The 20,873-nt window shown below is 59.0% G+C and carries 18 protein-coding genes; 7 read left to right on the forward strand and 11 right to left on the reverse strand.

Going from position 1 to position 20,873, the window contains the following annotated elements; translation table 11 throughout:
* The first annotated feature begins 30 nt into the window (after nt 1-30).
* The 3 genes from pflB to tdcG all read left to right on the forward strand — a co-directional run bounded on the left by pflB (nt 31) and on the right by tdcG (nt 4,184).
* Nucleotides 31-2,325 (forward strand): formate C-acetyltransferase, encoded by a 2,295-nt coding sequence (gene pflB / locus GRPL_RS11540; RefSeq protein ID WP_032687052.1) that lies wholly within the window; start codon nt 31-33, stop codon nt 2,323-2,325.
* Between the two features lie 13 nt (nt 2,326-2,338).
* Nucleotides 2,339-2,728 carry an enamine/imine deaminase gene (locus tag GRPL_RS11535; protein ID WP_032687053.1) on the forward strand — a complete coding sequence of 130 codons (390 nt, stop codon included), beginning with the start codon at nt 2,339-2,341 and terminating at the stop codon, nt 2,726-2,728.
* A gap of 91 nt (nt 2,729-2,819) precedes the next feature.
* Nucleotides 2,820-4,184 (forward strand): L-serine ammonia-lyase, encoded by a 1,365-nt coding sequence (gene tdcG / locus GRPL_RS11530; RefSeq protein ID WP_032695241.1) that lies wholly within the window; start codon nt 2,820-2,822, stop codon nt 4,182-4,184.
* 107 nt (nt 4,185-4,291) lie between these two features.
* Here the strand turns inward: tdcG and hpaX are convergent, their stop codons facing one another.
* The 3 genes from hpaX to GRPL_RS11515 all read right to left on the reverse strand — a co-directional run bounded on the left by hpaX (nt 4,292) and on the right by GRPL_RS11515 (nt 8,085).
* A complete protein-coding gene (gene hpaX / locus GRPL_RS11525; protein WP_032695240.1) occupies nt 4,292-5,662 on the reverse strand; it encodes a 4-hydroxyphenylacetate permease in 1,371 nt (456 codons plus the stop codon).
* Nucleotides 5,663-6,164: 502 nt separating this feature from the next.
* The gene (locus GRPL_RS11520; protein ID WP_032695239.1) at nt 6,165-6,863 is read right to left on the reverse strand and encodes an RluA family pseudouridine synthase; all 699 of its coding nucleotides are present in this window, start codon (nt 6,861-6,863) and stop codon (nt 6,165-6,167) included.
* Between the two features lie 187 nt (nt 6,864-7,050).
* Nucleotides 7,051-8,085: a malate/lactate/ureidoglycolate dehydrogenase gene (locus GRPL_RS11515; protein ID WP_032699422.1), complete on the reverse strand. Its 1,035-nt coding sequence runs from the start codon at nt 8,083-8,085 to the stop codon at nt 7,051-7,053.
* 338 nt (nt 8,086-8,423) lie between these two features.
* Here GRPL_RS11515 and GRPL_RS11510 point away from each other — a divergent pair, with 338 nt between their 5' ends.
* Genes GRPL_RS11510 through GRPL_RS11495 form a run of 4 tightly spaced genes read left to right on the forward strand, consistent with a single transcriptional unit; the run spans nt 8,424 to nt 12,230 of the window.
* Nucleotides 8,424-9,431 (forward strand): ABC transporter substrate-binding protein, encoded by a 1,008-nt coding sequence (locus GRPL_RS11510; protein ID WP_032687347.1) that lies wholly within the window; start codon nt 8,424-8,426, stop codon nt 9,429-9,431.
* 1 nt (nt 9,432) lies between these two features.
* The gene (locus tag GRPL_RS11505) at nt 9,433-10,287 is read left to right on the forward strand and encodes an ABC transporter ATP-binding protein (RefSeq protein WP_032687058.1); all 855 of its coding nucleotides are present in this window, start codon (nt 9,433-9,435) and stop codon (nt 10,285-10,287) included.
* Nucleotides 10,259-11,125, forward strand: coding sequence for an ABC transporter permease (locus GRPL_RS11500; RefSeq protein WP_032687059.1), 867 nt, complete (start codon nt 10,259-10,261; stop codon nt 11,123-11,125). The genes GRPL_RS11505 and GRPL_RS11500 overlap by 29 nt, the downstream gene beginning before the upstream one ends.
* A gap of 28 nt (nt 11,126-11,153) precedes the next feature.
* Nucleotides 11,154-12,230: an iron-containing alcohol dehydrogenase family protein gene (locus GRPL_RS11495; RefSeq protein ID WP_032699462.1), complete on the forward strand. Its 1,077-nt coding sequence runs from the start codon at nt 11,154-11,156 to the stop codon at nt 12,228-12,230.
* A gap of 43 nt (nt 12,231-12,273) precedes the next feature.
* Here the strand turns inward: GRPL_RS11495 and gap are convergent, their stop codons facing one another.
* The 8 genes from gap to GRPL_RS11455 all read right to left on the reverse strand — a co-directional run bounded on the left by gap (nt 12,274) and on the right by GRPL_RS11455 (nt 20,851).
* A complete protein-coding gene (gap, locus tag GRPL_RS11490) occupies nt 12,274-13,284 on the reverse strand; it encodes a type I glyceraldehyde-3-phosphate dehydrogenase (RefSeq protein WP_032695236.1) in 1,011 nt (336 codons plus the stop codon).
* Between the two features lie 77 nt (nt 13,285-13,361).
* Nucleotides 13,362-14,342: a GlxA family transcriptional regulator gene (locus GRPL_RS11485; protein ID WP_032695235.1), complete on the reverse strand. Its 981-nt coding sequence runs from the start codon at nt 14,340-14,342 to the stop codon at nt 13,362-13,364.
* A 175-nt stretch (nt 14,343-14,517) separates the two neighbouring features.
* Complete coding sequence (locus tag GRPL_RS11480) at nt 14,518-15,795, reverse strand: hypothetical protein (protein ID WP_032699464.1); 1,278 nt, start codon at nt 15,793-15,795, stop codon at nt 14,518-14,520.
* A gap of 114 nt (nt 15,796-15,909) precedes the next feature.
* Nucleotides 15,910-17,316 (reverse strand): FAD-binding oxidoreductase, encoded by a 1,407-nt coding sequence (locus GRPL_RS11475; RefSeq protein WP_162180086.1) that lies wholly within the window; start codon nt 17,314-17,316, stop codon nt 15,910-15,912.
* Between the two features lie 26 nt (nt 17,317-17,342).
* Nucleotides 17,343-18,158, reverse strand: a complete 816-nt coding sequence (locus tag GRPL_RS11470; RefSeq protein WP_032699424.1) for an ABC transporter permease — start codon at nt 18,156-18,158, stop codon at nt 17,343-17,345.
* 1 nt (nt 18,159) lies between these two features.
* The gene (locus tag GRPL_RS11465) at nt 18,160-18,990 is read right to left on the reverse strand and encodes an ABC transporter ATP-binding protein (protein ID WP_032687064.1); all 831 of its coding nucleotides are present in this window, start codon (nt 18,988-18,990) and stop codon (nt 18,160-18,162) included.
* Complete coding sequence (locus GRPL_RS11460; RefSeq protein WP_032699425.1) at nt 18,987-19,970, reverse strand: ABC transporter substrate-binding protein; 984 nt, start codon at nt 19,968-19,970, stop codon at nt 18,987-18,989. Before GRPL_RS11460 ends, GRPL_RS11465 begins: the two co-directional genes overlap by 4 nt.
* An 11-nt stretch (nt 19,971-19,981) precedes the next feature.
* Nucleotides 19,982-20,851, reverse strand: a complete 870-nt coding sequence (locus tag GRPL_RS11455) for a creatininase family protein (RefSeq protein ID WP_032695233.1) — start codon at nt 20,849-20,851, stop codon at nt 19,982-19,984.
* Nucleotides 20,852-20,873: the final 22 nt, after the last annotated feature.

The raw sequence follows: 20,873 nt of genomic DNA on the forward strand, positions 1-20,873 counted from the left end.
TTTTTTTGTCCTGCAGAGAGACTATTTTTCATGAAGGTAGATATCGATACCAGCGATATGCTGTATGCCGAAGCGTGGCAAGGTTTTAAAGGGACGGACTGGCAAGCAGAAATTAATGTCCGTGATTTTATTCAGCACAACTATACGCCATATGAAGGGGACGAATCCTTTCTTGCCGAGGCCACGCCGGCAACCACCGCACTGTGGGAAAAAGTGATGGCGGGAATACATATTGAAAATGCGACCCACGCCCCGGTCGATTTCGATACCAATATAGCCACCTCGATTACCGCGCATGCTGCCGGTTATATTGAACAGGAACTGGAAAAGATCGTTGGGCTGCAAACGGAGCAACCGCTGAAGCGCGCGCTGCATCCGTTCGGCGGCATCAACATGATCAAAAGTTCTTTCGATGCCTACGGTCGTGAAATGGATCCGCACTTTGAATATCTGTTTACCGACGTGCGCAAAACGCACAATCAGGGGGTGTTCGATGCCTATTCGCCGGATATGCTGCGCTGTCGCAAATCCGGCGTGCTGACCGGGCTGCCGGACGGCTACGGCCGCGGGCGCATTATCGGCGACTATCGCCGCGTGGCGCTGTACGGTATTCGTTACCTGGTGCGCGAACGCGAGCTGCAGTTTGCCGATCTGCAGTCCAGCCTGGAGTACGGGCAGAATCTGGAAGCGACGATTCGCCTGCGCGAAGAGCTGGCAGAACACCGCCGCGCGCTGCTGCAAATGCAGGAGATGGCGGCGAAGTACGGCTGCGATATCTCTCGCCCGGCGTGCAATGCCCAGGAAGCGGTACAGTGGGTCTATTTTGCCTATCTGGCGGCGGTCAAATCGCAAAACGGCGGCGCCATGTCGCTGGGCCGCACCGCCACTTTCCTCGATATCTACATTGAGCGCGACTTCAACAGCGGGCGCTTAACCGAGCAGCAGGCTCAGGAGCTGATCGACCACTTCATTATGAAGATCCGCATGGTGCGTTTCCTGCGCACGCCGGAATTCGACACGCTCTTCTCCGGCGACCCTATCTGGGCGACCGAAGTGATCGGTGGCATGGGGCTGGACGGGCGGACGCTGGTGACCAAAAACGCCTATCGCTATCTGCATACGCTGCATACCATGGGGCCGGCCCCGGAACCAAACCTCACCGTACTCTGGTCAGAAGCGTTGCCGATCGCCTTCAAAAAATATGCGGCTCAGGTCTCCATCGTCACCTCCTCATTGCAGTATGAAAACGATGACTTAATGCGGGTCGATTTTAACAGCGACGACTACGCCATTGCCTGCTGCGTCAGTCCGATGATTATCGGCAAGCAGATGCAGTTCTTCGGCGCGCGCGCCAATCTGGCGAAAACCCTGCTGTACGCGATTAACGGCGGCGTGGATGAGAAGCTGAAAATTCAGGTCGGGCCGAAAACGGCGCCGCTGATGGATGAGGTGCTCGACTATGACACGGTGATGAACAGCCTCGATCACTTTATGGACTGGCTAGCGGTGCAGTACATCAGCGCGCTCAACATCATCCACTATATGCACGACAAGTACAGCTATGAAGCTTCGCTGATGGCGCTGCATGACCGCGACGTGTATCGCACCATGGCCTGCGGCATCGCCGGGCTGTCGGTGGCGACCGATTCGTTGTCGGCTATCAAGTACGCGAAGGTAAAACCGGTCCGCGACCATACCGGGCTGGCGGTTGATTTTGTCATCGAAGGCGACTATCCGCAGTATGGCAACAACGATCAGCGGGTCGACAGTATCGCCTGCGATCTGGTCGAACGCTTTATGAAGAAGATTAAAGTGCTGCCGACCTACCGCAACGCTGTCCCAACCCAGTCGATTCTGACCATCACCTCCAACGTGGTCTATGGGCAGAAAACGGGCAATACCCCGGACGGTCGCCGGGCCGGTACGCCGTTCGCGCCGGGGGCGAACCCGATGCACGGTCGCGATCGCAAAGGGGCGGTGGCGTCATTAACCTCCGTCGCTAAGCTGCCGTTCACCTACGCCAAAGACGGTATCTCCTACACCTTCTCTATTGTCCCCGCCGCGCTGGGCAAAGAGGAGACCACGCGCAAAACCAACCTGGTGGGGCTGCTGGACGGCTACTTCCACCACGAAGCGCACGTTGAGGGCGGACAGCACCTGAACGTCAACGTCATGAACCGGGATATGCTGCTCGATGCCATCGAACACCCGGAAAACTACCCGAACCTGACGATTCGCGTCTCCGGTTACGCCGTGCGCTTCAATGCGCTGACCCGCGAACAGCAGCAGGACGTCATTTCACGCACCTTTACCCAGGCGCTGTAGCGCCGGAGGAACAATGAGAAAGATAATTGCAACCCCACACGCGCCGGGGGCCATTGGCCCCTATGTTCAGGGCGTCGACCTCGGCTATCAGGTCATGACATCGGGACAGATTCCGGTCTGCCCGCAGACGGGAAAGATTGCCGACAGCGTGGCCGATCAGGCGCGTCAAAGTCTGGAAAACGTTAAGGCGATCGTGACGGCGGCGGGGCTGGAGGTGGGCAGCATCGTGAAGACCACCGTATTCATTACCGATCTCAATGACTTTGCCACCATCAATCAGGTCTATCAGCACTTCTTTGATGAGCATCAGGCGACCTACCCGACGCGCAGCTGCGTGCAGGTTGCCCGCCTGCCAAAGGATGTGAAGCTGGAAATTGAAGCCATCGCGGTACGCGACCTCTGAGGCAACGGCGGCGGGGCGAACCTGTTTTTGCCCTGCCGTCCAATTCCTGTGACTTCTGTTCTCCACGCAACGGCAACCCGAGGATGGGGATATGATTAGCGCATTCGATATTTTTAAACCCGGCATTGGTCCTTCCAGTTCGCACACCGTAGGGCCGATGAATGCCGGAAAACGTTTTATCGACCAGCTGGTGAGCATGGGCGACATCGCCCCTATCACGCGCATCGTGGTCGACCTGTATGGTTCTCTGTCGCTGACCGGTAAAGGTCATGCCACCGATGTCGCGATTGTTATGGGACTGGCGGGAAACAGCCCGCAAAATGTCGATATTGACGGCATGCCGGCATTTATTCAGCAGGTGATGCACAGCGGGCGCCTGCCGATCGCCAACGGCGTGCGGAGCGTAGACTTTCAGATGGCGGACGACATCGTGTTTCACCCGCAAACCCTCCCGTATCACGAAAACGGGATGCGTATAACCGCCTGGAGTGGCGCACAGGCGTGGGCGAGTCAGACCTACTATTCGATCGGCGGCGGTTTTATCGTCGAAGAGGGAGCCTACGGGGGGACGCCGGATGCCGAGGTTGCGGTGCCCTATGATTTTCGTTCCGCCAGCGAACTGCTGCGGCTTTGCGAACGCAACGGCCTGTCGGTCTCCGGACTGATGAGGCAAAACGAGCTGGCGCTGCGCAGTCAGGCGGAGATTGACGCCGGTTTTATGCGCATCTACGCGGTGATGCGCGACGGTATCGAGCGCGGAATGAACACCGAAGGGGTGTTGCCCGGCCCGCTGAATGTTCCGCGTCGTGCGGCGGCGTTAAGGCGGCGGCTGGTTTCCAGCGATAGCCTCTCCAGCGACCCGATGAACGTCATTGACTGGATCAATATGTTCGCCCTGGCGGTCAGTGAAGAGAATGCCGCCGGCGGGCGAGTGGTGACGGCGCCGACCAATGGTGCCTGCGGAATAATTCCCGCCGTGCTGGCCTATTACGATAAATTCCGCCGTCCGGTCAACGCGGGTTCGCTGGCGCGCTATCTGCTGGCGGCGGGCGCGATTGGCGCGCTGTATAAAATGAATGCGTCGATTTCCGGGGCTGAAGTCGGTTGTCAGGGAGAGATTGGCGTCGCTTGCTCGATGGCGGCGGCAGGGTTGACCGAACTGCTTGGCGGCAGCCCGGCACAGGTCTGCATTGCGGCGGAAATCGCCATGGAGCACAACCTCGGCCTCACCTGCGACCCGGTTGCCGGGCAGGTGCAAATTCCCTGTATTGAGCGCAATGCGATTAACGCGGTTAAGGCCGTCAATGCGGCGCGTATGGCGCTGCGTCGCACCTCAGAGCCGCATGTTTCGCTGGATAAGGTTATCGAAACGATGTACGAAACCGGCAAGGATATGAATGATAAATACCGCGAAACCTCCCGCGGCGGGCTGGCGATAAAAGTGCTCTGCGTGTAGGTCGCGTGGCAATAGCAGGGGAGCGCAAGGCCCGGCGGGCACAATATCAGGGGCGGCAGATTGCCGCCCCTGATGCCTTATCGGCAGGAAAATCAGACGGTCAGCGCTTACAGAGTGCTTTGTTTCACCGCCGTTTTCATCGGAATCAAGGCAATCACCACCGCGCCCAGCACCAGGAACCCGGCGACCATAAAGATACCGGCGTTGAAATTCCCCGTGACGTCTTTCAGCCAGCCCATCAACAGCGGCCCCAGCGCCGCGCCGGTCATGCCGGTCGCGTTGATCACCGCAATCCCCAGCGCCCGCGCGCGCAGAGAAATTGACTGGTCAGGAGTCGTCCAGAAAATGACCATCGCGGCAAAGGCGCCGGCGGAAGCCATCACGATCCCGGTGAACTGCAGCAGCGGGTTGCTGCTGGACGCGGTGAGCATCCAGCCCGCCGCCGCGAACAGATAGGGCAGCAGCGTATGCAGCTTGCGCTCCTTCAGGCGGTCGGAGCGTTTGCTCCACCAGATCATCCCGACGATGGTACAGATTTGCGGAATCGCGCTCAGGATCCCGATAGTGATATTACTGCTCTGCTCGTTGAAGCTGCGCAGAATCAGCGGCGTCCAGACGCTGAGGGCGCTCAGGGTATTGGTCAGGCAGAAATAGGCCAGCGTGTAGAGCATGATAACCGGGGTAAACAGCTCCCGCAGCATGCTGCGCTGAGACAGCGGCAGGCTGGCTTCGCTGAGCCGCGATTGCTGTAGCGCCGCGCGGTCGGCATCCAGCATCTCTTTTAAACAGGCTTTATCATCGGCAGTCAGCCATTTGGCTTTATCCGGGCTGTCATCAAGCCAGAACCACACCACCAGTCCGAGCAGCACCGACGGAAACCCTTCCAGCAAAAAGAGCCACTGCCAGCCTTTCAGATTCAGCACGCCGTCGAGATTAAGAATATACCCGGAAGCCAGCGAGCCAAGCGCCATGGTGACGGGCATCGCAATCATAAACAGGGCGTTGGCGCGGGCGCGGTATTGCGCCGGGAACCAGAAAGTTAAGTACAGCAACAGTCCCGGGAGGAAGCCGGCTTCGGCAATTCCCACCAGCATTCTCAGCACGTAAAGACTGTTCGGGCCGGTGGCGAACATGGTGGCGGTGGAGGCTATCCCCCAGACCACCATCAAAATGGCGATCCAGCGGCGGGCGCCGACGATACTGAGCATGATGTTGCTGGGAATGCCGCAGATCACGTACATCACGTAAAACAGGGTGGTGGCCAGACCGAACATGGTGCTGGTGAGCCCCAGATCTTTGCCCATGGTCAGGCCGGCAAAGCCAATGTTGATACGGTCGAGGTAGGAGAATACGAACAGAATAAAGAGAAAAACAATTAAGCGACGAAATAGTTTATTGATGACGGATTGCTGACGTGCATCCAGAGGTCTCGCCGCAGAGGAGGGCGGGACCAGTACCTCGGAGCGGGTCTGTTCCATTGAAGGACTATTGTTCATCAAAAGCTCCACATTGTGATTATTAGTATTGGTCAACAGGTCGGCTAAACGTATAGAAAACAGACAGGGAGAACGTCAATTTAATGTTCAATAAATGATACGGAATTGTTACTTAACCGACATATTGGAATCATAATGAGAGCCAGATCGCCTGGGGATAATGCGTCAGGGCTGGCGTGTTCAGTCGGTGGATATCCGGAGATTCGCGTTCACGATGAGGCAAAAAAAGAGCGGTTGGGCGGCGGTGTAGGGAAGTCAGGCTGTGACAAAAACGAACAAACAAAGAGATTATATGCCGTTGTGGAGAGAGCGAATATAACTATTTACTTGAATATTCATGTAATTAGCCCATAACTCCACGCCGTATCGGAGGGGGGAACCGGTTAATGCCTGTTGTCATCAATATGATTCATTTTTATTAGCTTGCTACATAATAATGAAGCCAGTTTTAAAACGCTGCGGCGACTATCCGCCGTCGGGAGATTCAGAACGGACTGGCATTGCGCGCGCTGACGGGCTCGCCGCTGACAGGGTGAACAAAATGCAGTTCGCTGGCATGCAACATGAGCCGCGGCGCGCGTGCGCTGCCCGGCCACGTCAGGCCACCGTAGAGATCGCAGCCCAGAATCGGGTGCCCCAGCAGTTGACAATGGATCCGCAGCTGGTGGGTGCGCCCGGTTTCCGGGAACAGCTGCACCCGGCTCAGCGGCAGCAGGCTACCCTCTGCGCCTTCACGGGTGAGGCGTTCTGTCACCCGGTAGCGGGAACGGGCTGGCTTGCCGTTAATGGCGCAAATGGCCATGCGCGGAAAGCGCGCCGGATCTTTGGCAATGGGGGCATCGATGGCGCCTTCATCCTCATGGAGATGCCCGCACAGCAGGGCGCTGTATACCTTTGTCACCGAACGTTGGCTGAACTGATGGCTCAGCGCCGCATTGATCGTTTTATTTTTGGCTACCACCATCAGCCCGGAGGTACCAAAATCCAGACGGTGAACGAGGGTACAGCCGGGAAATTGTTGCACCAGCCGATGGTGCACCGAGTCGAGATTCTGCGGATTCTTCCCCGACAGACTGAGCAGCCCGGCGGGCTTATTGATCAGCAGCAGATGCTCGTCCTGATAAAGGATCGCGATGGATTCGTAGCAGGGAGGGGCAATAAAAGTATCGACGATGGTGGACATGAACAGGAGCCTGAAAAGGGTGGGGGCGGATAATAGCGAATTTTCCGCCCGCTGGCGATTGCGGCGAGGAGCCGCGGGAGGAATATCGCCAGGCCGCTCCTGCGGTATCACCTCATGAACGCCGCCGTCACTGGCGTTCGCTACGGCGCCTGACTACCGGGCCCGACGGATTACCGATGTGGTTATCTCAAGGATGCGGCGTAGACAGGGTGCCTTCCAGCGCTTTGAACTGCTGCCAGCTGACCTCATCGATTTCGATACCGTGCTGCAGGCGAAATTGCCGCTGCCGCTGCTCTGCCTCACCGGGCAGCAGCAGCCCGTCGTCGTCTCGCGATGTGCGGGTCCATGCCAGCATGTCGGCCACCGCCGCGGTGTAGCGCTCTCCCGCGCCGAGCAGGGACGGGTCGAAGACGATCGACAGCATATTGTTGATGATGCCGGGCCCGGCGGGGGGCGGGGCGCTCTCGGTTTCGCCGCCGGTCAACGCCGCGCCGAGCAGGCTGCAGATCAGCGCCAGACCGGAACCTTTGTGGGCGCCGAACGCCAGCAGCGCGCCGAGCGGCTCCTGCATCAGCCAGCGCGGATCGCGGGTCGGGTTGCCCACGTTATCCACGGCGCAGCCGGGCGGTAGCTCCCGGCCCGCATTCCAGGCGATCCGCGCTTTATTGCCGGCAATGGTACTGGTCGCGAAATCAAGCACTACCGGCGGCTTGCCGGCGACAGGAATACCGACGCAGAAAGGGTTGGTGCCGAAGCGCGGGCGCTGGCCGTTGAACGGCAGCACCACCGAGCGGGCGCCGACGTTAGCGAAGTGCAGGGATACCAGCCCCTCCGCCGCCGCCTGTTCCGCCCAGGCGCCGATGCGCCCAAGATGATGGGTCTGCGCCAGTCCCATAATGCAAACGCCAAACTGCCGTACCCGCAAAATAGCCTGTTCCATCGCCAGCCGACCGGTCAGCTGGCCAAAACCGTTGCCGCCGTGAAACGAGATCACGGGCCCGGCATCGCGAAGCAGTTGCGGGGTTGCCTGCGGATCGAGTTCTCCGGCGCGAATGGCCTCGATATAGCGGGGAATAAGCGTGACCCCATGTGAGTCATGGCCTTGCAGCGACGACTCGACAAGATTATCCGCTACTTCCCCGGCAACCGCCTTTGCGACTCCGGCCTCCTGCAGGTGCTGGCGTAAATAGCGACGCAGCTCATCATGATTAAAAACCGGCATAATCGCTCCCTGGTTTTCCACTCAATAATATGAGCGGCAAACTATAGCGCCGTTTATTTCTTAACATAACGACAGAAACTGACTTTATATATCTGGAAAACGCATAGTGATAACCGGGTGTTAATTCTTGCCGGCAAAATAGACCATGATGTCATTTAACTGTTATCACCTGCGGACGTCCGGACTAACGGGAATAATATATAGCAATAAATCATTTATTATTCCCGGGGAATGGCTTCAGGATAAATCGACTTTTTTAAATACGCCTCAGGATATGACGGCGATCGGTGGGTTGATGATTGACGGGAGCGGCAATGAATTTACGGCACGGCAACGGCATGTCTTATATAGGGAAACGGTCGGCAACGGCTTTATTCTTGCTCAGTACTCTGCTGGCGGCGACCGCTGCCAGGGCAGAGGGCACCATCGGTATTGCCCAGCAATATGGCATTGGCTATCTGATCCTCGACGTGGTGCGAGATCATCAGCTAATCGAAAAGCATGGCAAAGACGAAGGGCTGGATATTAAAGTCGAGTGGCGCACGCTTTCCGGGGCCACCGGACTTAATGAAGGGCTGCTTTCCGGCGCGCTGGACGTGGTGGCCGCCGGCGTTCCGCCGGCGCTGACGCTGTGGGACCGCACCCGGGGCAAGCAGAATGTGAAAGCGATCGCGGCTCTGGGATCGATGCCGAACTACCTGCTGAGTAACAACCCGGCGGTGCAGAGCGTCAAGGATCTGAGCAGTAAAGACCGTATCGCGGTCCCTGCCGCCGGCGTAGGTTTTCAGTCGCGGACTCTGCAGATAGAGACCGCGCGGCTGTTTGGCAACGCGGACTATAAGCGCTTCGATAATATTACGGTCAGTCTCCCGCACCCGGACGCCAGCGCGGCGCTGATTGGCGGAAAATCGGAAATTAGCGCCCATTTTTCCAGCCCGCCTTTTCAGTATCAGGCGCTGGAACATGCCGGTATTCATAAAATATTAAGTTCCTATGAGGTATTAGGCGGACCGGGAACCTTTAATCTGCTCTATACCACGGAGAAATTTCATGATGACAATCCAAAAACCTATCGCGCCTTTTTCGCGGCCCTGGCGGAAGCGGAGGAGATCATTAAAGCCGATACGGCCGGGGCCGCGCAATCCTATATTCGGGTGGAGCAGTCGAAGCTCCCGGCGGCGTTTATCGAGAAAATGATCGCGGATCCGGAAAATAATTTCACCATTACCCCGCAGCGGACGTTTGTTTATGCCGATAAGCTGTATCAGCTGGGAATATTGAAACACAAAGCCGAATCCTGGAAAGATTATTTCTTCAGCGAAGCACATACCCTGCCGGGGAGTTGATATGTCTGAACTATCCGTCGCATTACCCCCGCCTCTGCTGCGCGTTGAGGGCGTTAATTTGCAATACCGCACCCGCGAGCGGCTGGTGCAGGCCACCCATGACGTCAGCTTTGACGTCTGGCCGGGGGACCGGTTTGTCCTGCTCGGGCCGTCCGGCTGCGGAAAATCCAGTTTACTGAAAGCCATTGGCGGATTCTTGCCCCCGGTCTCCGGGGCGATCCGCCTGGCGGGAGAAACGGTTAATCGCCCTGGCCCCGACCGGATGATGGTTTTTCAGGAGTTTGACCAGCTACCGCCGTGGAAAACGGTGGCGGAAAACATCGCCTTTCCGCTGATCGCCAGCCGCCGGGCGGGACGAGCCGAGGCGATGGAGCGCGCGGAGTATTTCCTGCATAAGGTGGGGCTCGGCGCGTTTCGCCATGCCTACCCTAATTCGCTCTCCGGCGGGATGAAGCAGCGGGTCGCCATTGCGCGCGCGCTGGCGCTGCATCCCCAGGTCCTGCTGATGGACGAGCCCTTTGCCGCCCTCGATGCGCTGACCCGGCGCAAAATGCAGGAGGAGCTGCTTAGCCTGTGGGAAGAGGTGCGGTTTACGCTGCTGTTTGTCACCCATTCCATCGAAGAGGCGCTGATCGTCGGCAGCCGGGTGCTGCTGCTGTCGCCGCATCCCGGGCGGGTGAAGGCCGAGCTGAACTGTCATCAGTACACGCTGGCGGATGCCGGAGGGGAAGGGTTCCAGGCCGATGTCGCGCGGATCCACGACCTGTTATTTCCGCCGGCGGCATTACCCGAGGGCGGCGTAAAGGATAATCACTCAGGGAGTCCATATGAGCAACCTACCTCCTGTCCGGCCTGAATACCAGCGCGAGCTGCCGCCGCTGGAGAATTTCACGCTAGCCGAACCGCTGCCGCTGCTCGTGCGGCTGGGAAATCAGGCATGGCTGCGTAAATCCCTGCTGCTGCTGGTGCTGATCGCCGTATGGGAAGGGGCGGCGCGCTGGCAAAATAATGACCTGATGTTTCCCGGTTTCTGGCAAACCTTTACCGCTCTGCAGGAGGATATCGCGAGCGGCGAGCTGCCCCGCCGGGCGTGGCTATCGATCGGTTTGCTGCTGAAAGGCTATTTGTTGGGCACGTTTCTGGCGCTGCTCATCAGCGCGCTGGCTATCTCGACGCGCATTGGCCGGGATTTACTGAGCACCCTGACGGCGATGTTTAACCCGCTTCCCGCCATCGCGCTGCTGCCGCTGTCGCTGCTGTGGTTCGGCCTCGGCAACGCGAGCCTGGTGTTTGTTATCGTCCATTCGGTGGTCTGGCCCATGGCGCTGAATACCTGGTCCGGCTTTATGAGCGTGCCGGAGACGCTGAAAATGACCGGGCGTAACTATGGATTAAGCGGATGGCGATACGTGCTGTGGATCCTGATCCCCGCCGCGCTGCCGGCGCTGCTCTCGGGGCTGAAAATCGGCTGGGCCTTTGCCTGGCGGACGCTGATTGCGGCGGAGCTGGTATTTGGCGCATCGAGCGGCAGCGGCGGGCTCGGGTGGTACATTTTCCAGAACCGCAATGAGATGTACACCGACCGGGTATTTGCCGGTCTGGTGATGGTCACCGCTATTGGCCTGTTGGTTGAGGGGCTGGTATTTGCGACCCTGGAAAGGCTGACGGTGAAACGCTGGGGCATGCAGAACTAGCGCTGGAACAAGAGGGAGAAGAATGCGCATGATAGCGATGAAAGTGCCGGAAAATTATTTGCAGCAGGCGGGGGTGCTCAACAAGGTGGGGGAATACGTTGCGCCGCTTGCCCGCCGGGTCTTGATTGTCGCCGGCGGCCATGCCCTTGGCGTGGCCGGAGACGCGCTAGGCCACAGCCTTCAGCGTGAAGGTATCGCTTTTGACGTCGCCCGTTTAACCGGGAAATGTACCCTCGAGACCGTGCAAAATCTGGCGCGCCAGGCGCAGGAGAGCGGGGCGCAGGGCGTGGTTGGCCTTGGCGGCGGTGCCGTGATGGATACGGCAAAAGGGGTGGGAGAGCTGGCCGGGCAACTGCCGGTGATACAGGTGCCCACGGTGGCGGCAACCTGCGCCGCATGGTCGCCATTCAGCGTGCTTTACAACCACCGGGGTGGGCATAGCGGCAGCCTGCCGCTGCGGCGGTTTCCCGCCTGGATCCTCGTGGATAGTGAGGTCATCGCCGCCGCGCCGGTGCGTTTTTTAAAAGCCGGGATCGTTGATGCGCTGGCGAAATGGTTTGAATTCAGTCCCTATCAGTCGCCAGACGGCGACGCGCCCGGCCTGGCGCTGCAGCTCAAGTTTTCAGCGATGGCGCTGGAGGTTTTTGAGTCGTCTGCCATGCAGGCGCTGGAGGATAATCGCCGTCAGCGGGTGACCCGGGCGTTAGTGCAGACCATCGATGCGGTGATTGCCTTCGCCGGGCTGGCCAACAGCGTCCGCGATGAGAGCCAGCGGATTGGCGTGGCCCACGCGATTCACAACAGCATGACCCATCAACAGGCGTTTCATCACTGGCTGCATGGCGAAAAGGTGGGCTACGGGCTGGCCGTACAGGCGATACTGCAACACCGTGACCCGGTAGACCGCGAGCCGCTGCTGGGCTGGCTGCGGCGGATGGAGGTGCCGCTGACGCCTGCCGAATGGGGAAGCGGCGATCCGCGCCCCCTGCTGGCAGGCATTGCGGCAGGGGTGAAGATTAAACCGGAGGCGCGTGAACATCTGCCCTTCCCGGTAGATAGCGCCAGCCTGCAGCAGGCGCTGCTGGCGACCCTCAACCGGCAGTAGACGGTGAACGCCCGCGCTCGTCGGGCGTTCATCCCCGGCAGGGTTAGCGCTCGCGCCGGGCCATAAACTGCGCCAAATCGACCAGACGGTTGGAGAAGCCCCACTCGTTGTCATACCATGCGAGGATCTTGACCATATTCCCGCCAATCACCAGCGTCGACAGGCCATCGATAATGGAAGAACGCGGGTCGCCCTGATAGTCGCTGGAGACCAGCGGCTCGTCGCTGTAGCCGAGAATGCCCTGCAGCGGGCCGGAAGCGGCGGCCTGGCGGAATGCCTCATTCACCTGTTCTGCCGTCACCTCGCGCTCCAGCGTGACGGTAAGGTCGACAATCGACACCACCGGCACCGGCACGCGCAGCGAGTAGCCGGTCAGGCGGCCATCCAGTTCAGGGATCACTTTGCCCAGCGCTTTGGCGGCGCCGCTGGAGTAGGGGACGATGGATAACGCTGCCGCGCGGGCGCCACGGAGATCTTTTTCCGGCTGGTCATGTAGCGCCTGGCTGTTGGTGTAGGCGTGGGTGGTATTCATCAGGCCATGCTTGATCCCGAAATGCTGATGCAGAACCTGAGCTGCCGGGGCAAGGCCGTTGGTGGTGCAGCTGCCGTTGCTGACGACCGAATGCTGCTGCGGATCGTACAGCTCGTGGTTAACCCCCATCACAATGGTTAAATCGTCATTCTTGCCGGGCGCCGAGATGATCACCCGCTTCGCGCCGCCGCTGTGAATGTGGACCGCCGCTTTTTCACGTTCGGTAAAGAACCCGGTGGCTTCGATGACGATGTCTACCCCCGCATCTCGCCACGGAATACGCGCCGGGTCGCGTTCGCTGTAGACGATGACGGGTTGACCATCGACGCTAAGCGCTCCGTCGGCTGCCTCCACGGCTACCGGCAGGGTGCCCAGCAGCGAGTCATATTTCAACAGGTGGGCCAGCGTTTTGCTGTCCGTCAGATCGTTGATTGCCACAATCTGAATATCCGGATTGCCCAGCGCCGCGCGCAGTACGTTACGCCCGATTCTGCCGAAACCATTAATACCGACCTTAACCATGATCCACTCCTTATTTGTTGTCTCTGGTTTACTGTAGGTTGTCGGCATTTCGGCGTAAATGACGAATAACGATCACTTTACGCCATTTTTCGGCAGTGAAAACGCTGCCGGTATTCGCCCGGCGTCAGGTGCAGCTGTTTTTCAAAGATGCGGCGCAGGTTAATGGCGCTGCCAAGACCGGATTGTTCGGCGACTCTTTCCAGCGTGTCGCTCGTTTGCTCCAGCAGCTGTCTGGCGGCGGCCAGGCGCGCTTCGGCAACGTAGCGCGCCGGAGAGACTCCGGTTTCACGGGTAAACACGCGGGTAAAATTGCGCGGACTCATCGCGACCTTTTCCGCCAGCGCTTCGACACAGAGATCGGCGGTGATATTGGCGAGGATCCACTTCAGCAGCTCGCTTATCGGACCTGAACTGTTGATTTGGTCGAGGTTGTAGCGGCTAAACTGCAGCTGACCGCCGGGGCGACGGAGGTACATCACCATATCCTGGGCGATATCGCGGGCGAGAGTGAAGCCGTAATCGTCTTCCACCAGCGCCAGCGTCAGGTCGAAACCGGAGCTGACGCCGCCGGAGGTCCAGATCGGACCGTCCTGAATATACAGCGGCCCGCCTTCTACCCGTACCTCCGGGAAAGCCGACTGCAGGGTGTCCAGCAGCTTCCAGTGGGTGGTGGCCCGCCGGCCGTTCAGCAGCCCGCTTTGCGCCAGCAGCATCGCGCCGCCGCATACGGAGGCGATGCGTCGGGCGTGGGGCGCGGCGAGGCGCAGCCAGTCGACCACGGCGATGCCTTCCTGCTCGTTTTGCCCTCTGCCGGTGATGATGATGGTATCGAGCGGCTCGCGCGGATCCACTTCGTGAAGACGATGGTCGGCAAGCAGGTTCAGCCCGGACTGACCGTGGATCACCTGGTGGGGCTGGGTAGTGGCGAGGGCAACGCGGTAGCGCGGGCGCTCAGCCCCCTCCGCGTGCAGTCTGTTGGCCTGCATCAGAATGTCGGCAATACCGGCGGATTCAAAGAGCATGCCGCCATCGGGGACGATAATCAGTATTTTCTTCATGTCCTGAAAAGTAAACCTTTGACAAAATAAGTCAACAGGGAAGGTGGTGGTTTGCGGGAGGACGATGGCAGGCTGCGGCTCTGGAGGTGGGACAGGGCATCAATGCGACCATCGCGCATTGATGCCCGGGCGCTAACCCCGCAGGCGCGCGGGGCGGGCGTCGGCCGTGAGGCAGTTAAAAGTCATACTGTAGGGCCAGACGGTTTTGCCAGAAATTTTTATCCGAGGTGGAGTTGGTCTGTACGCCGGCAAAGTCCGTCAGGCTCAGCCCGTTCAGCACTCCCCCGAAACGGTAGGTGCCGTAGATCAGGTATTCAGACTGGTGGCTGCTGGAGGCGCCCGCCGCGGGGGTTAAATCCATAAACGAGTAGCGGCTGCCGAGGGAAACCTGCTCCGTGGCGGCCCAGTTCAGGTCGGTGGAGTAGGCGTTGCCGCTGCCGAGGTCCTGGGTACTGGTAAAGAAGGGCTGCGCGAAGTAGGGGCCGGAAGAGGTATTGTGCGCGTACGGCGTCACCAGGGCGCCGTTGCCGTAAGCGTTACCGTTGGCGGCGATGTGGTTATAATTCAGCGTCCACGCCAGAGACGGAGCCAGCTTCATGCTGAGCTGCGCGCCATAGCTGGTGCTGTTCACCTCGCCGGCCAGCGCTTTGCCTTCGCTCAGGCCGCGAATGAACTGGAGGCCGATTTTGGGCGCAGCGGCATATTCGTTCCACGAGAGGAAGCTGTCGGCGTAGACAATCCGCGTATAGTCGTCATAGTTTTCGTACCACATCTGGGCGTTAACTTTGCGATCGCCGAACGATATGGATCGCCCGCCGCCGACGCCCCACATCCCGTTGGTGCTCTGCTCGATGTCGGTATACGCGGTGGTATCCAGAAACCGATCGTCGCCCCAGGGTTTATAGCGGGTGATTTTCGTGGCGTGCAGGAAATTGTCGCTATCGCCATAGCTGGCATCAATCGCCCGGAATAGTATCGGCGTAATGCGCCAGTCGTAGTCGCCGATAAAAGGAATATTAATCCGCTGGTCGCCGGCGGTGATGCGGAACTGGTCATAATGCCAGCTGAGCCAGGCTTCGCCGACGCCGGTTTGATTGGGGCCAAGTTCGTTAACCAGATGGTCATCGTTATGGGAAATTCCGCGCTGCAGAATGCCGCTGACGCCGAGGCTGACGCCATAATATTCCGCCGTAGCATATTTGACGCTGCCGCCGTAGCTGACCGTATCCTGCGACAGGCCCGAAACAAAATAGGCATTATGGGTTGAATAATATAATGTGCGCAGGCTGCCGCTGACGCTCCCGCAGGTAAAGAATTCGCTGAGTGAACCGGCGATGCCGGATTCACAGTCGTGGGTTAATGGAATAGCGGCGTGGCTGGCATCGATAAATATCCCCTGGGAAATAAGCAAGGCGCCCAGCGTCGCTCCGCGATATATGTTTTTGCGTTTCATTGACATCACCCTGTTAAATATCACTGCAATTTCGGAAAGAAAAATACCGGCCATGAATATGGCGGATGATCACCTTGTGCTTTTATTCTGTAGGGTTGGTAAATGGTCTGGATTTTATTTATCGGTTAACAACAACGGATTGTTGTCTAAGATTAACTGGTCGCGCAGCGCCCAGCCGCGCAGTTTGCCTGGGTTAAGTAAACCATCCGGGTCGATATATTTTTTAACGGCCACGACATCCGGGCGAATAATTCCCTGCTTGCCGTCTTCAACCTGCAAAACATGCGGGTTATTAATCTTGATGTCGTTATCGCGGAATATCTGCATAATTTCATTGAGTCGCTCTTCTGTCGAATAGCGCACCAGCTGCAGGCCGCTGGCGGTAATATTGCCATCATTATCGCGGAGAAATTCAATATGCGACATGACCTCCCCGGCGAACCGCTGCTCCATCTGCAAAATTTGCTCCGCGAAGCGCTGATAATTAAACGCGGTTTGTAAATAGGTCAGCGTATTGTCGATTTTCAGCGCATGCAGCGTGGTGTGGTTCCAGCAATATTCCATTAATGAGGTATGGCTCTCCCGGGCCTCATCGCCGCTCTGGCGGATGGCATTTTCTCCCTGATGTTTCAGCACCAGACCGTGACAGAGACCTTCGCTCTCCTCGGCGATAACGCTGATGACCGCGTGCTGCCCGGCCCGATAGTGGCCGTTAAGGTGGCTAAAATAGTCGGGGATCGGCGCGGCAAGCAGCGCCAGCTGGCGCTTGACGAAGCCGGGCGAGCGGAGGCACTCGTTGGCGTAATTCAGGGCGTCGGCGAAGTCGTCAAACACATCCAGGCGTTCAATCCAGCGGTGCACGGGAGCCAGCGCCAGTTCGACTTCAAGGATGATGCCGTTGCTGCCGTAGGCGTGATGCAGCAGCAGCGCCTGCGGTGCCGGAATGGTCAACACGCGGGGCGAGGCCTCCACGGTCATCACTTTGACGCTGAGCACATTGCCGGGCGCCGCCAGGGGACCGTAGTTAATGGAACCGATGCCGCCAAAACCGCCGCAGTAGAGGCCGCCTAAGCTGGCCAGACGGAAGGTCGACGGCATGCAACGCAGCTCCCATCCCGTCGGACGGGTGGCGTCTTCAATCTCTGCCAGGCGAATGCCGGCCTGGGCGCGCACCGTGCCGTTTTTGAGTTCGCAGATCCGCTTCAGGGCGGTCATATCGACCAGCACTCCGCCCTCGAGGGGCACCAGCTGGCCATAATTGCCGGTGGCGCTGCCGCGCAGGGTAAGCGGCAGCTGCTGCTGCACGCAGGCGGCAACCAGCTGCCGTAGCTCTTCTTCGTCCCGCGGACGGACCACCGCGTCCGCCTGTTTTCCCTCCAGCTGCTGGTTGAGCACCGGGCTGAACCAGTGAAAATCGCGGGAAAGACGTTTGATCTTCGCCGGCTGTAAGGTCCACTCCAGCTCCGGCAATGCCTGCTGGATCAGCGCGACCGCCTGTTGACGTTGCTCACGAGTCATCATTTTTCTACCTGTTAATCATCAATACGTTAGTGAGATTGCACCGCTTCGCTTTCATGCCATGCGCTGAGCGCCCGCTGCGACACCCAGGACATCACCCCAAACAGCGCGATACCGGCGAGGGAAATTAACAGCAGAGCGGCAAACATCAGCGGGATGTCCAGCTGGTAACCCGCCTGCAGGATCTGATAGGCGAGGCCGGTATTGGTGCCGCCGGTACCGGCGACAAACTCCGCCACCACGGCGCCGATCAGCGACAGACCGCTGGAAATACGCAGGGCGCCGAAGAAATAGGGCAGCGCGGAGGGAATGCGCAGTCGTACCAGGGTTTGCAAACGGCTGGCGTGGTTGAGCCTGAAATAGCTCAGCAGGCCGGGCGATACGCTACGCAATCCCTGGGTGGTATTAGAGATAATCGGGAAGACCGCCATCAGGGTTGAGCACACCACCAGTGAGAGGGTGGCGTCTTTTACCCAGATAATGATCAGCGGCGCGATGGCGACAATTGGCGTCACCTGCAGGAAAACGATGTAGGGAAACAGCGCGGTTTCCACAAAACGGTTCTGCACCAGGATAAACGCAATGGCGGTGCCGATGACGATCGACAGGAGAAATGAGATCAGGGTGATCTTCAGCGTGAACAGCAATGACAGCAGCAGCGGCGTCAGATGCGTCCACAGGCTTTCCACCATCACGAGGGGGGAAGGCACCAGAAATTGCGGGATGCGGAAATAGCTGACCGCCCCCTGCCACAGCAAAATCACCAGCACCGCGACGAGGGTTGGATAGAGAATTTTGAGAAAACGGGGATGATTAATCCACGGTGTCGATTTAGCGGCTTTCATATTAGGACTCCATACCGGATTGGCTTGCCTGTAAGAGACTGTCCTGCAGCTGCCGGGCATAGTGGGAAAATGCCGGGCTGACGCGGAACTCTTCACTGCGTGGGAACGGCTCTCTGATGGCGATATCTTCGACCACCCGGCCCGGGCGGGCCGCCATCATAATCACCCGCTGAGAGAGGAACACCGCTTCATGGATCGAATGGGTGACGAACACCACCGTCAGGTTCTGCTCCTGCCAGAGACGCAGGAGATCGCTATCGAGCTTATTACGCGTAATTTCATCCAACGCGCCGAAGGGCTCATCCATCAGCAGCAGTTTGGGCCGCGTCACCAGGCCACGGGCGATGGAGACGCGCATCTGCATGCCGCCGGATAGCTCGCGCGGCAGGACGTTGGCGAACTTGCCCAGCCCCACCAGTTCCAGGGCTTCGCTCACCCGGGTGTTGGCTTCCGCCCGCGGAACGCCGGCCAGATCCAGAGGCAGCCGGACGTTGCTGTGGACGCTGCTCCAGGGCATCAACGTAGCTTCCTGGAAAACGAAAGAGAGGGGGACCTGGGCTTTTTCCCGGCTATCGCGACGCCACAGCATCAGCTTGCCGTCGCTGGGCTCCACCAGACCGGCGACCATTTTCAACAGGGTGCTCTTACCGCAGCCGGAGGGGCCGAGCAGAGTAACAAACTCCCCCTGATTGATGGTCAGATTGACGGGCAGCAGCGCCCGGGTGCCGTTGCTGTAAATCTTCTCTGCCGAGAGCACTTCGATGGCCGGCGTCGCGGGCGCCTGAGCGAAGCGGCTGTCGCTCATGACGGTAAGTTTAGGAGCGGTATTCATGGCATGACTCCGGCATCTTTGACCATATCCAGGGTATAGGTCTGCTCAAAAGGCACTTTGCTGGCATCGATCAGCTTGTTTTTCACCAGCATGTCCCAGGTTTTCTTCAGCCGCGGCCGGGTGATGATACCGATGCCGTCGGTGATGGCGTCGCCGCCGGTGACCAGCTGATATTTCTTCATCTGGGCAATACCGAAGGCGATCTGCTCGGCCCCCATTTGCGGATTCGCTTTGCTAATCAGCGCATTCCCGGCGCCGGGATCCTGAAGATAGCTTTTCCAGCCCTCCATCGAGGCTTTGACGAACGCCGCCACGGCCGCCGGACGTTTCTTGATGGTGTCGGTCATACAGATAATCGAGTTGCCGTAGGGAGGGTAGCCCCAGTCGCTGAGCGGATAGACGTAGAACGGCTGCCCCCCTTTGGCGACGGAGAACGGTTCGGAGGTCACGTAGCCCTGCTGTACCAGATTTTTGTCCGCCAGGAACGGCTGGACGTTGAAGGTATAGGGACGCACTTTGGTGCTGCCCAGCCCCAGCTCGCTCTTCGCCCACGGCCAGAAAGAGGTATAGGCTTCGGTGGCGAGCAGGAAGGTTTTATCTTTTAATTGTGCCGGGTTATCGACCTTATCATGGGTGATAAATACCGTTGGCGAGTGCTGAAAAACGGTGGCGACGGTGACGGCGTGCACGCCCGCCTGCCAGGTTTCCAGCGCCTGGCCGTTGTCGCCGAGGGTACAATCCGCCTGACCCGCCGCCATCAGCTGCATGACGTTGATCTGCGGGCCGCCCATTTTAATGTCGACGTCGAGGCCGGCGTTTTTATACAGCCCTTTGGCCTGGGCCTGATAGAAGCCGCCGTGTTCCGCCTGGGCATACCAGTTGGTGAGGAAAGTAAATTTTTCCGCCGCGAGGCAGGATGCGGAGGTGGCGATGGTCGCAAGGGTCAGCATCGTGTAAGCCGGAGTACGCATATTTTTCATCAGAGTTCCTTTTACTCAGCAACGGAAGAGGAAGGGGTGGACTGCACAAAGCCGTTCCAGTGGTGTTTTCCCCAGCTTGGTTCGTGACGGACGACCCACTCCATGCGGTGGATTTCGCTAATCGCCTGCGCCCAGCTGACGGCCAGGGATTCGAGCAGCCCCTGGCCCTGCTCCAGAGTGGCGGGGGTCGGGTCGCCGATAACGCCGCTGGGGCCAAAGTCGTAGGAGGCCCAGGCCGCCGCGGGACGGCCTTTCGACAGGGTCGGGCAGGGGAACGGCGGCGGAAAGTTGGCGACGGCGCGCGCCATATGAACGCACTCCGGCGCAAGGGCCAGCATCAACGCCGTTTCGCTATGGCCCGCGTGCATCGCCATTTTCTGTTCCTGAGGGCTGAGAAACTGTTTTTCGCTGTTGGGGACGTTGAACACGTCGTGCGGGATGAGGATCATATCGCCGTGACGCAGGCGCATTTCCCGGGAGGCCATCTGCAGGACCTGCGGCTGTCCGCCGTGACCGTTGATCATCAGCAGCTTGCGAAAGCCGGCCCGATACAGGGATTCGGCTATCTCGAGGAGAGTGTGCAGCAGCGTGTCGCCGCTCAGGGTCAGGGTGCCGGGAAAATGCAGATGCTCGTCGGACTTACCGTAGGTGATCGGCGGGATGGCGTAGGCCGGGATATCCGCCGGCAGCCGGGCGAGGGCATGGCCCGCGACGCCGGAAGAGATCACGCTGTCCACGGAACAGGGCAGATGCGGACCGTGTTGCTCAATCGCGCCGGTGGGGAGCACGATAACCGTATTGCTTTTGTCCGGCAGGTCGGCAATCGCCGTCCAGCTCAGAAAAGGGAGAAAGCGCTCTGCAGGAATATAACCGTTGATCATCGCTGTGCCTCTGGGTCGAGAA

Origin of the sequence: Klebsiella planticola ATCC 33531 (assembly GCF_000735435.1) — a bacterium.
GTDB lineage: Bacteria > Pseudomonadota > Gammaproteobacteria > Enterobacterales > Enterobacteriaceae > Klebsiella > Klebsiella planticola.

Excerpts from the sequence above, each read along its gene's own strand:
- pflB (WP_032687052.1), top strand. The coding sequence starts at position 31 with ATGAAGGTAGATATCGATACCAGCGATATGCTGTATGCCGAAGCGTGG.
- GRPL_RS11535 (WP_032687053.1), top strand. The coding sequence starts at position 2,339 with ATGAGAAAGATAATTGCAACCCCACACGCGCCGGGGGCCATTGGCCCC.
- tdcG (WP_032695241.1), top strand. The coding sequence starts at position 2,820 with ATGATTAGCGCATTCGATATTTTTAAACCCGGCATTGGTCCTTCCAGT.
- hpaX (WP_032695240.1), bottom strand. The coding sequence starts at position 5,662 with ATGGAACAGACCCGCTCCGAGGTACTGGTCCCGCCCTCCTCTGCGGCG.
- GRPL_RS11520 (WP_032695239.1), bottom strand. The coding sequence starts at position 6,863 with ATGTCCACCATCGTCGATACTTTTATTGCCCCTCCCTGCTACGAATCC.
- GRPL_RS11515 (WP_032699422.1), bottom strand. The coding sequence starts at position 8,085 with ATGCCGGTTTTTAATCATGATGAGCTGCGTCGCTATTTACGCCAGCAC.
- GRPL_RS11510 (WP_032687347.1), top strand. The coding sequence starts at position 8,424 with ATGTCTTATATAGGGAAACGGTCGGCAACGGCTTTATTCTTGCTCAGT.
- GRPL_RS11505 (WP_032687058.1), top strand. The coding sequence starts at position 9,433 with ATGTCTGAACTATCCGTCGCATTACCCCCGCCTCTGCTGCGCGTTGAG.
- GRPL_RS11500 (WP_032687059.1), top strand. The coding sequence starts at position 10,259 with ATGAGCAACCTACCTCCTGTCCGGCCTGAATACCAGCGCGAGCTGCCG.
- GRPL_RS11495 (WP_032699462.1), top strand. The coding sequence starts at position 11,154 with ATGATAGCGATGAAAGTGCCGGAAAATTATTTGCAGCAGGCGGGGGTG.
- gap (WP_032695236.1), bottom strand. The coding sequence starts at position 13,284 with ATGGTTAAGGTCGGTATTAATGGTTTCGGCAGAATCGGGCGTAACGTA.
- GRPL_RS11485 (WP_032695235.1), bottom strand. The coding sequence starts at position 14,342 with ATGAAGAAAATACTGATTATCGTCCCCGATGGCGGCATGCTCTTTGAA.
- GRPL_RS11480 (WP_032699464.1), bottom strand. The coding sequence starts at position 15,795 with ATGAAACGCAAAAACATATATCGCGGAGCGACGCTGGGCGCCTTGCTT.
- GRPL_RS11475 (WP_162180086.1), bottom strand. The coding sequence starts at position 17,316 with ATGATGACTCGTGAGCAACGTCAACAGGCGGTCGCGCTGATCCAGCAG.
- GRPL_RS11470 (WP_032699424.1), bottom strand. The coding sequence starts at position 18,158 with ATGAAAGCCGCTAAATCGACACCGTGGATTAATCATCCCCGTTTTCTC.
- GRPL_RS11465 (WP_032687064.1), bottom strand. The coding sequence starts at position 18,990 with ATGAATACCGCTCCTAAACTTACCGTCATGAGCGACAGCCGCTTCGCT.
- GRPL_RS11460 (WP_032699425.1), bottom strand. The coding sequence starts at position 19,970 with ATGAAAAATATGCGTACTCCGGCTTACACGATGCTGACCCTTGCGACC.
- GRPL_RS11455 (WP_032695233.1), bottom strand. The coding sequence starts at position 20,851 with ATGATCAACGGTTATATTCCTGCAGAGCGCTTTCTCCCTTTTCTGAGC.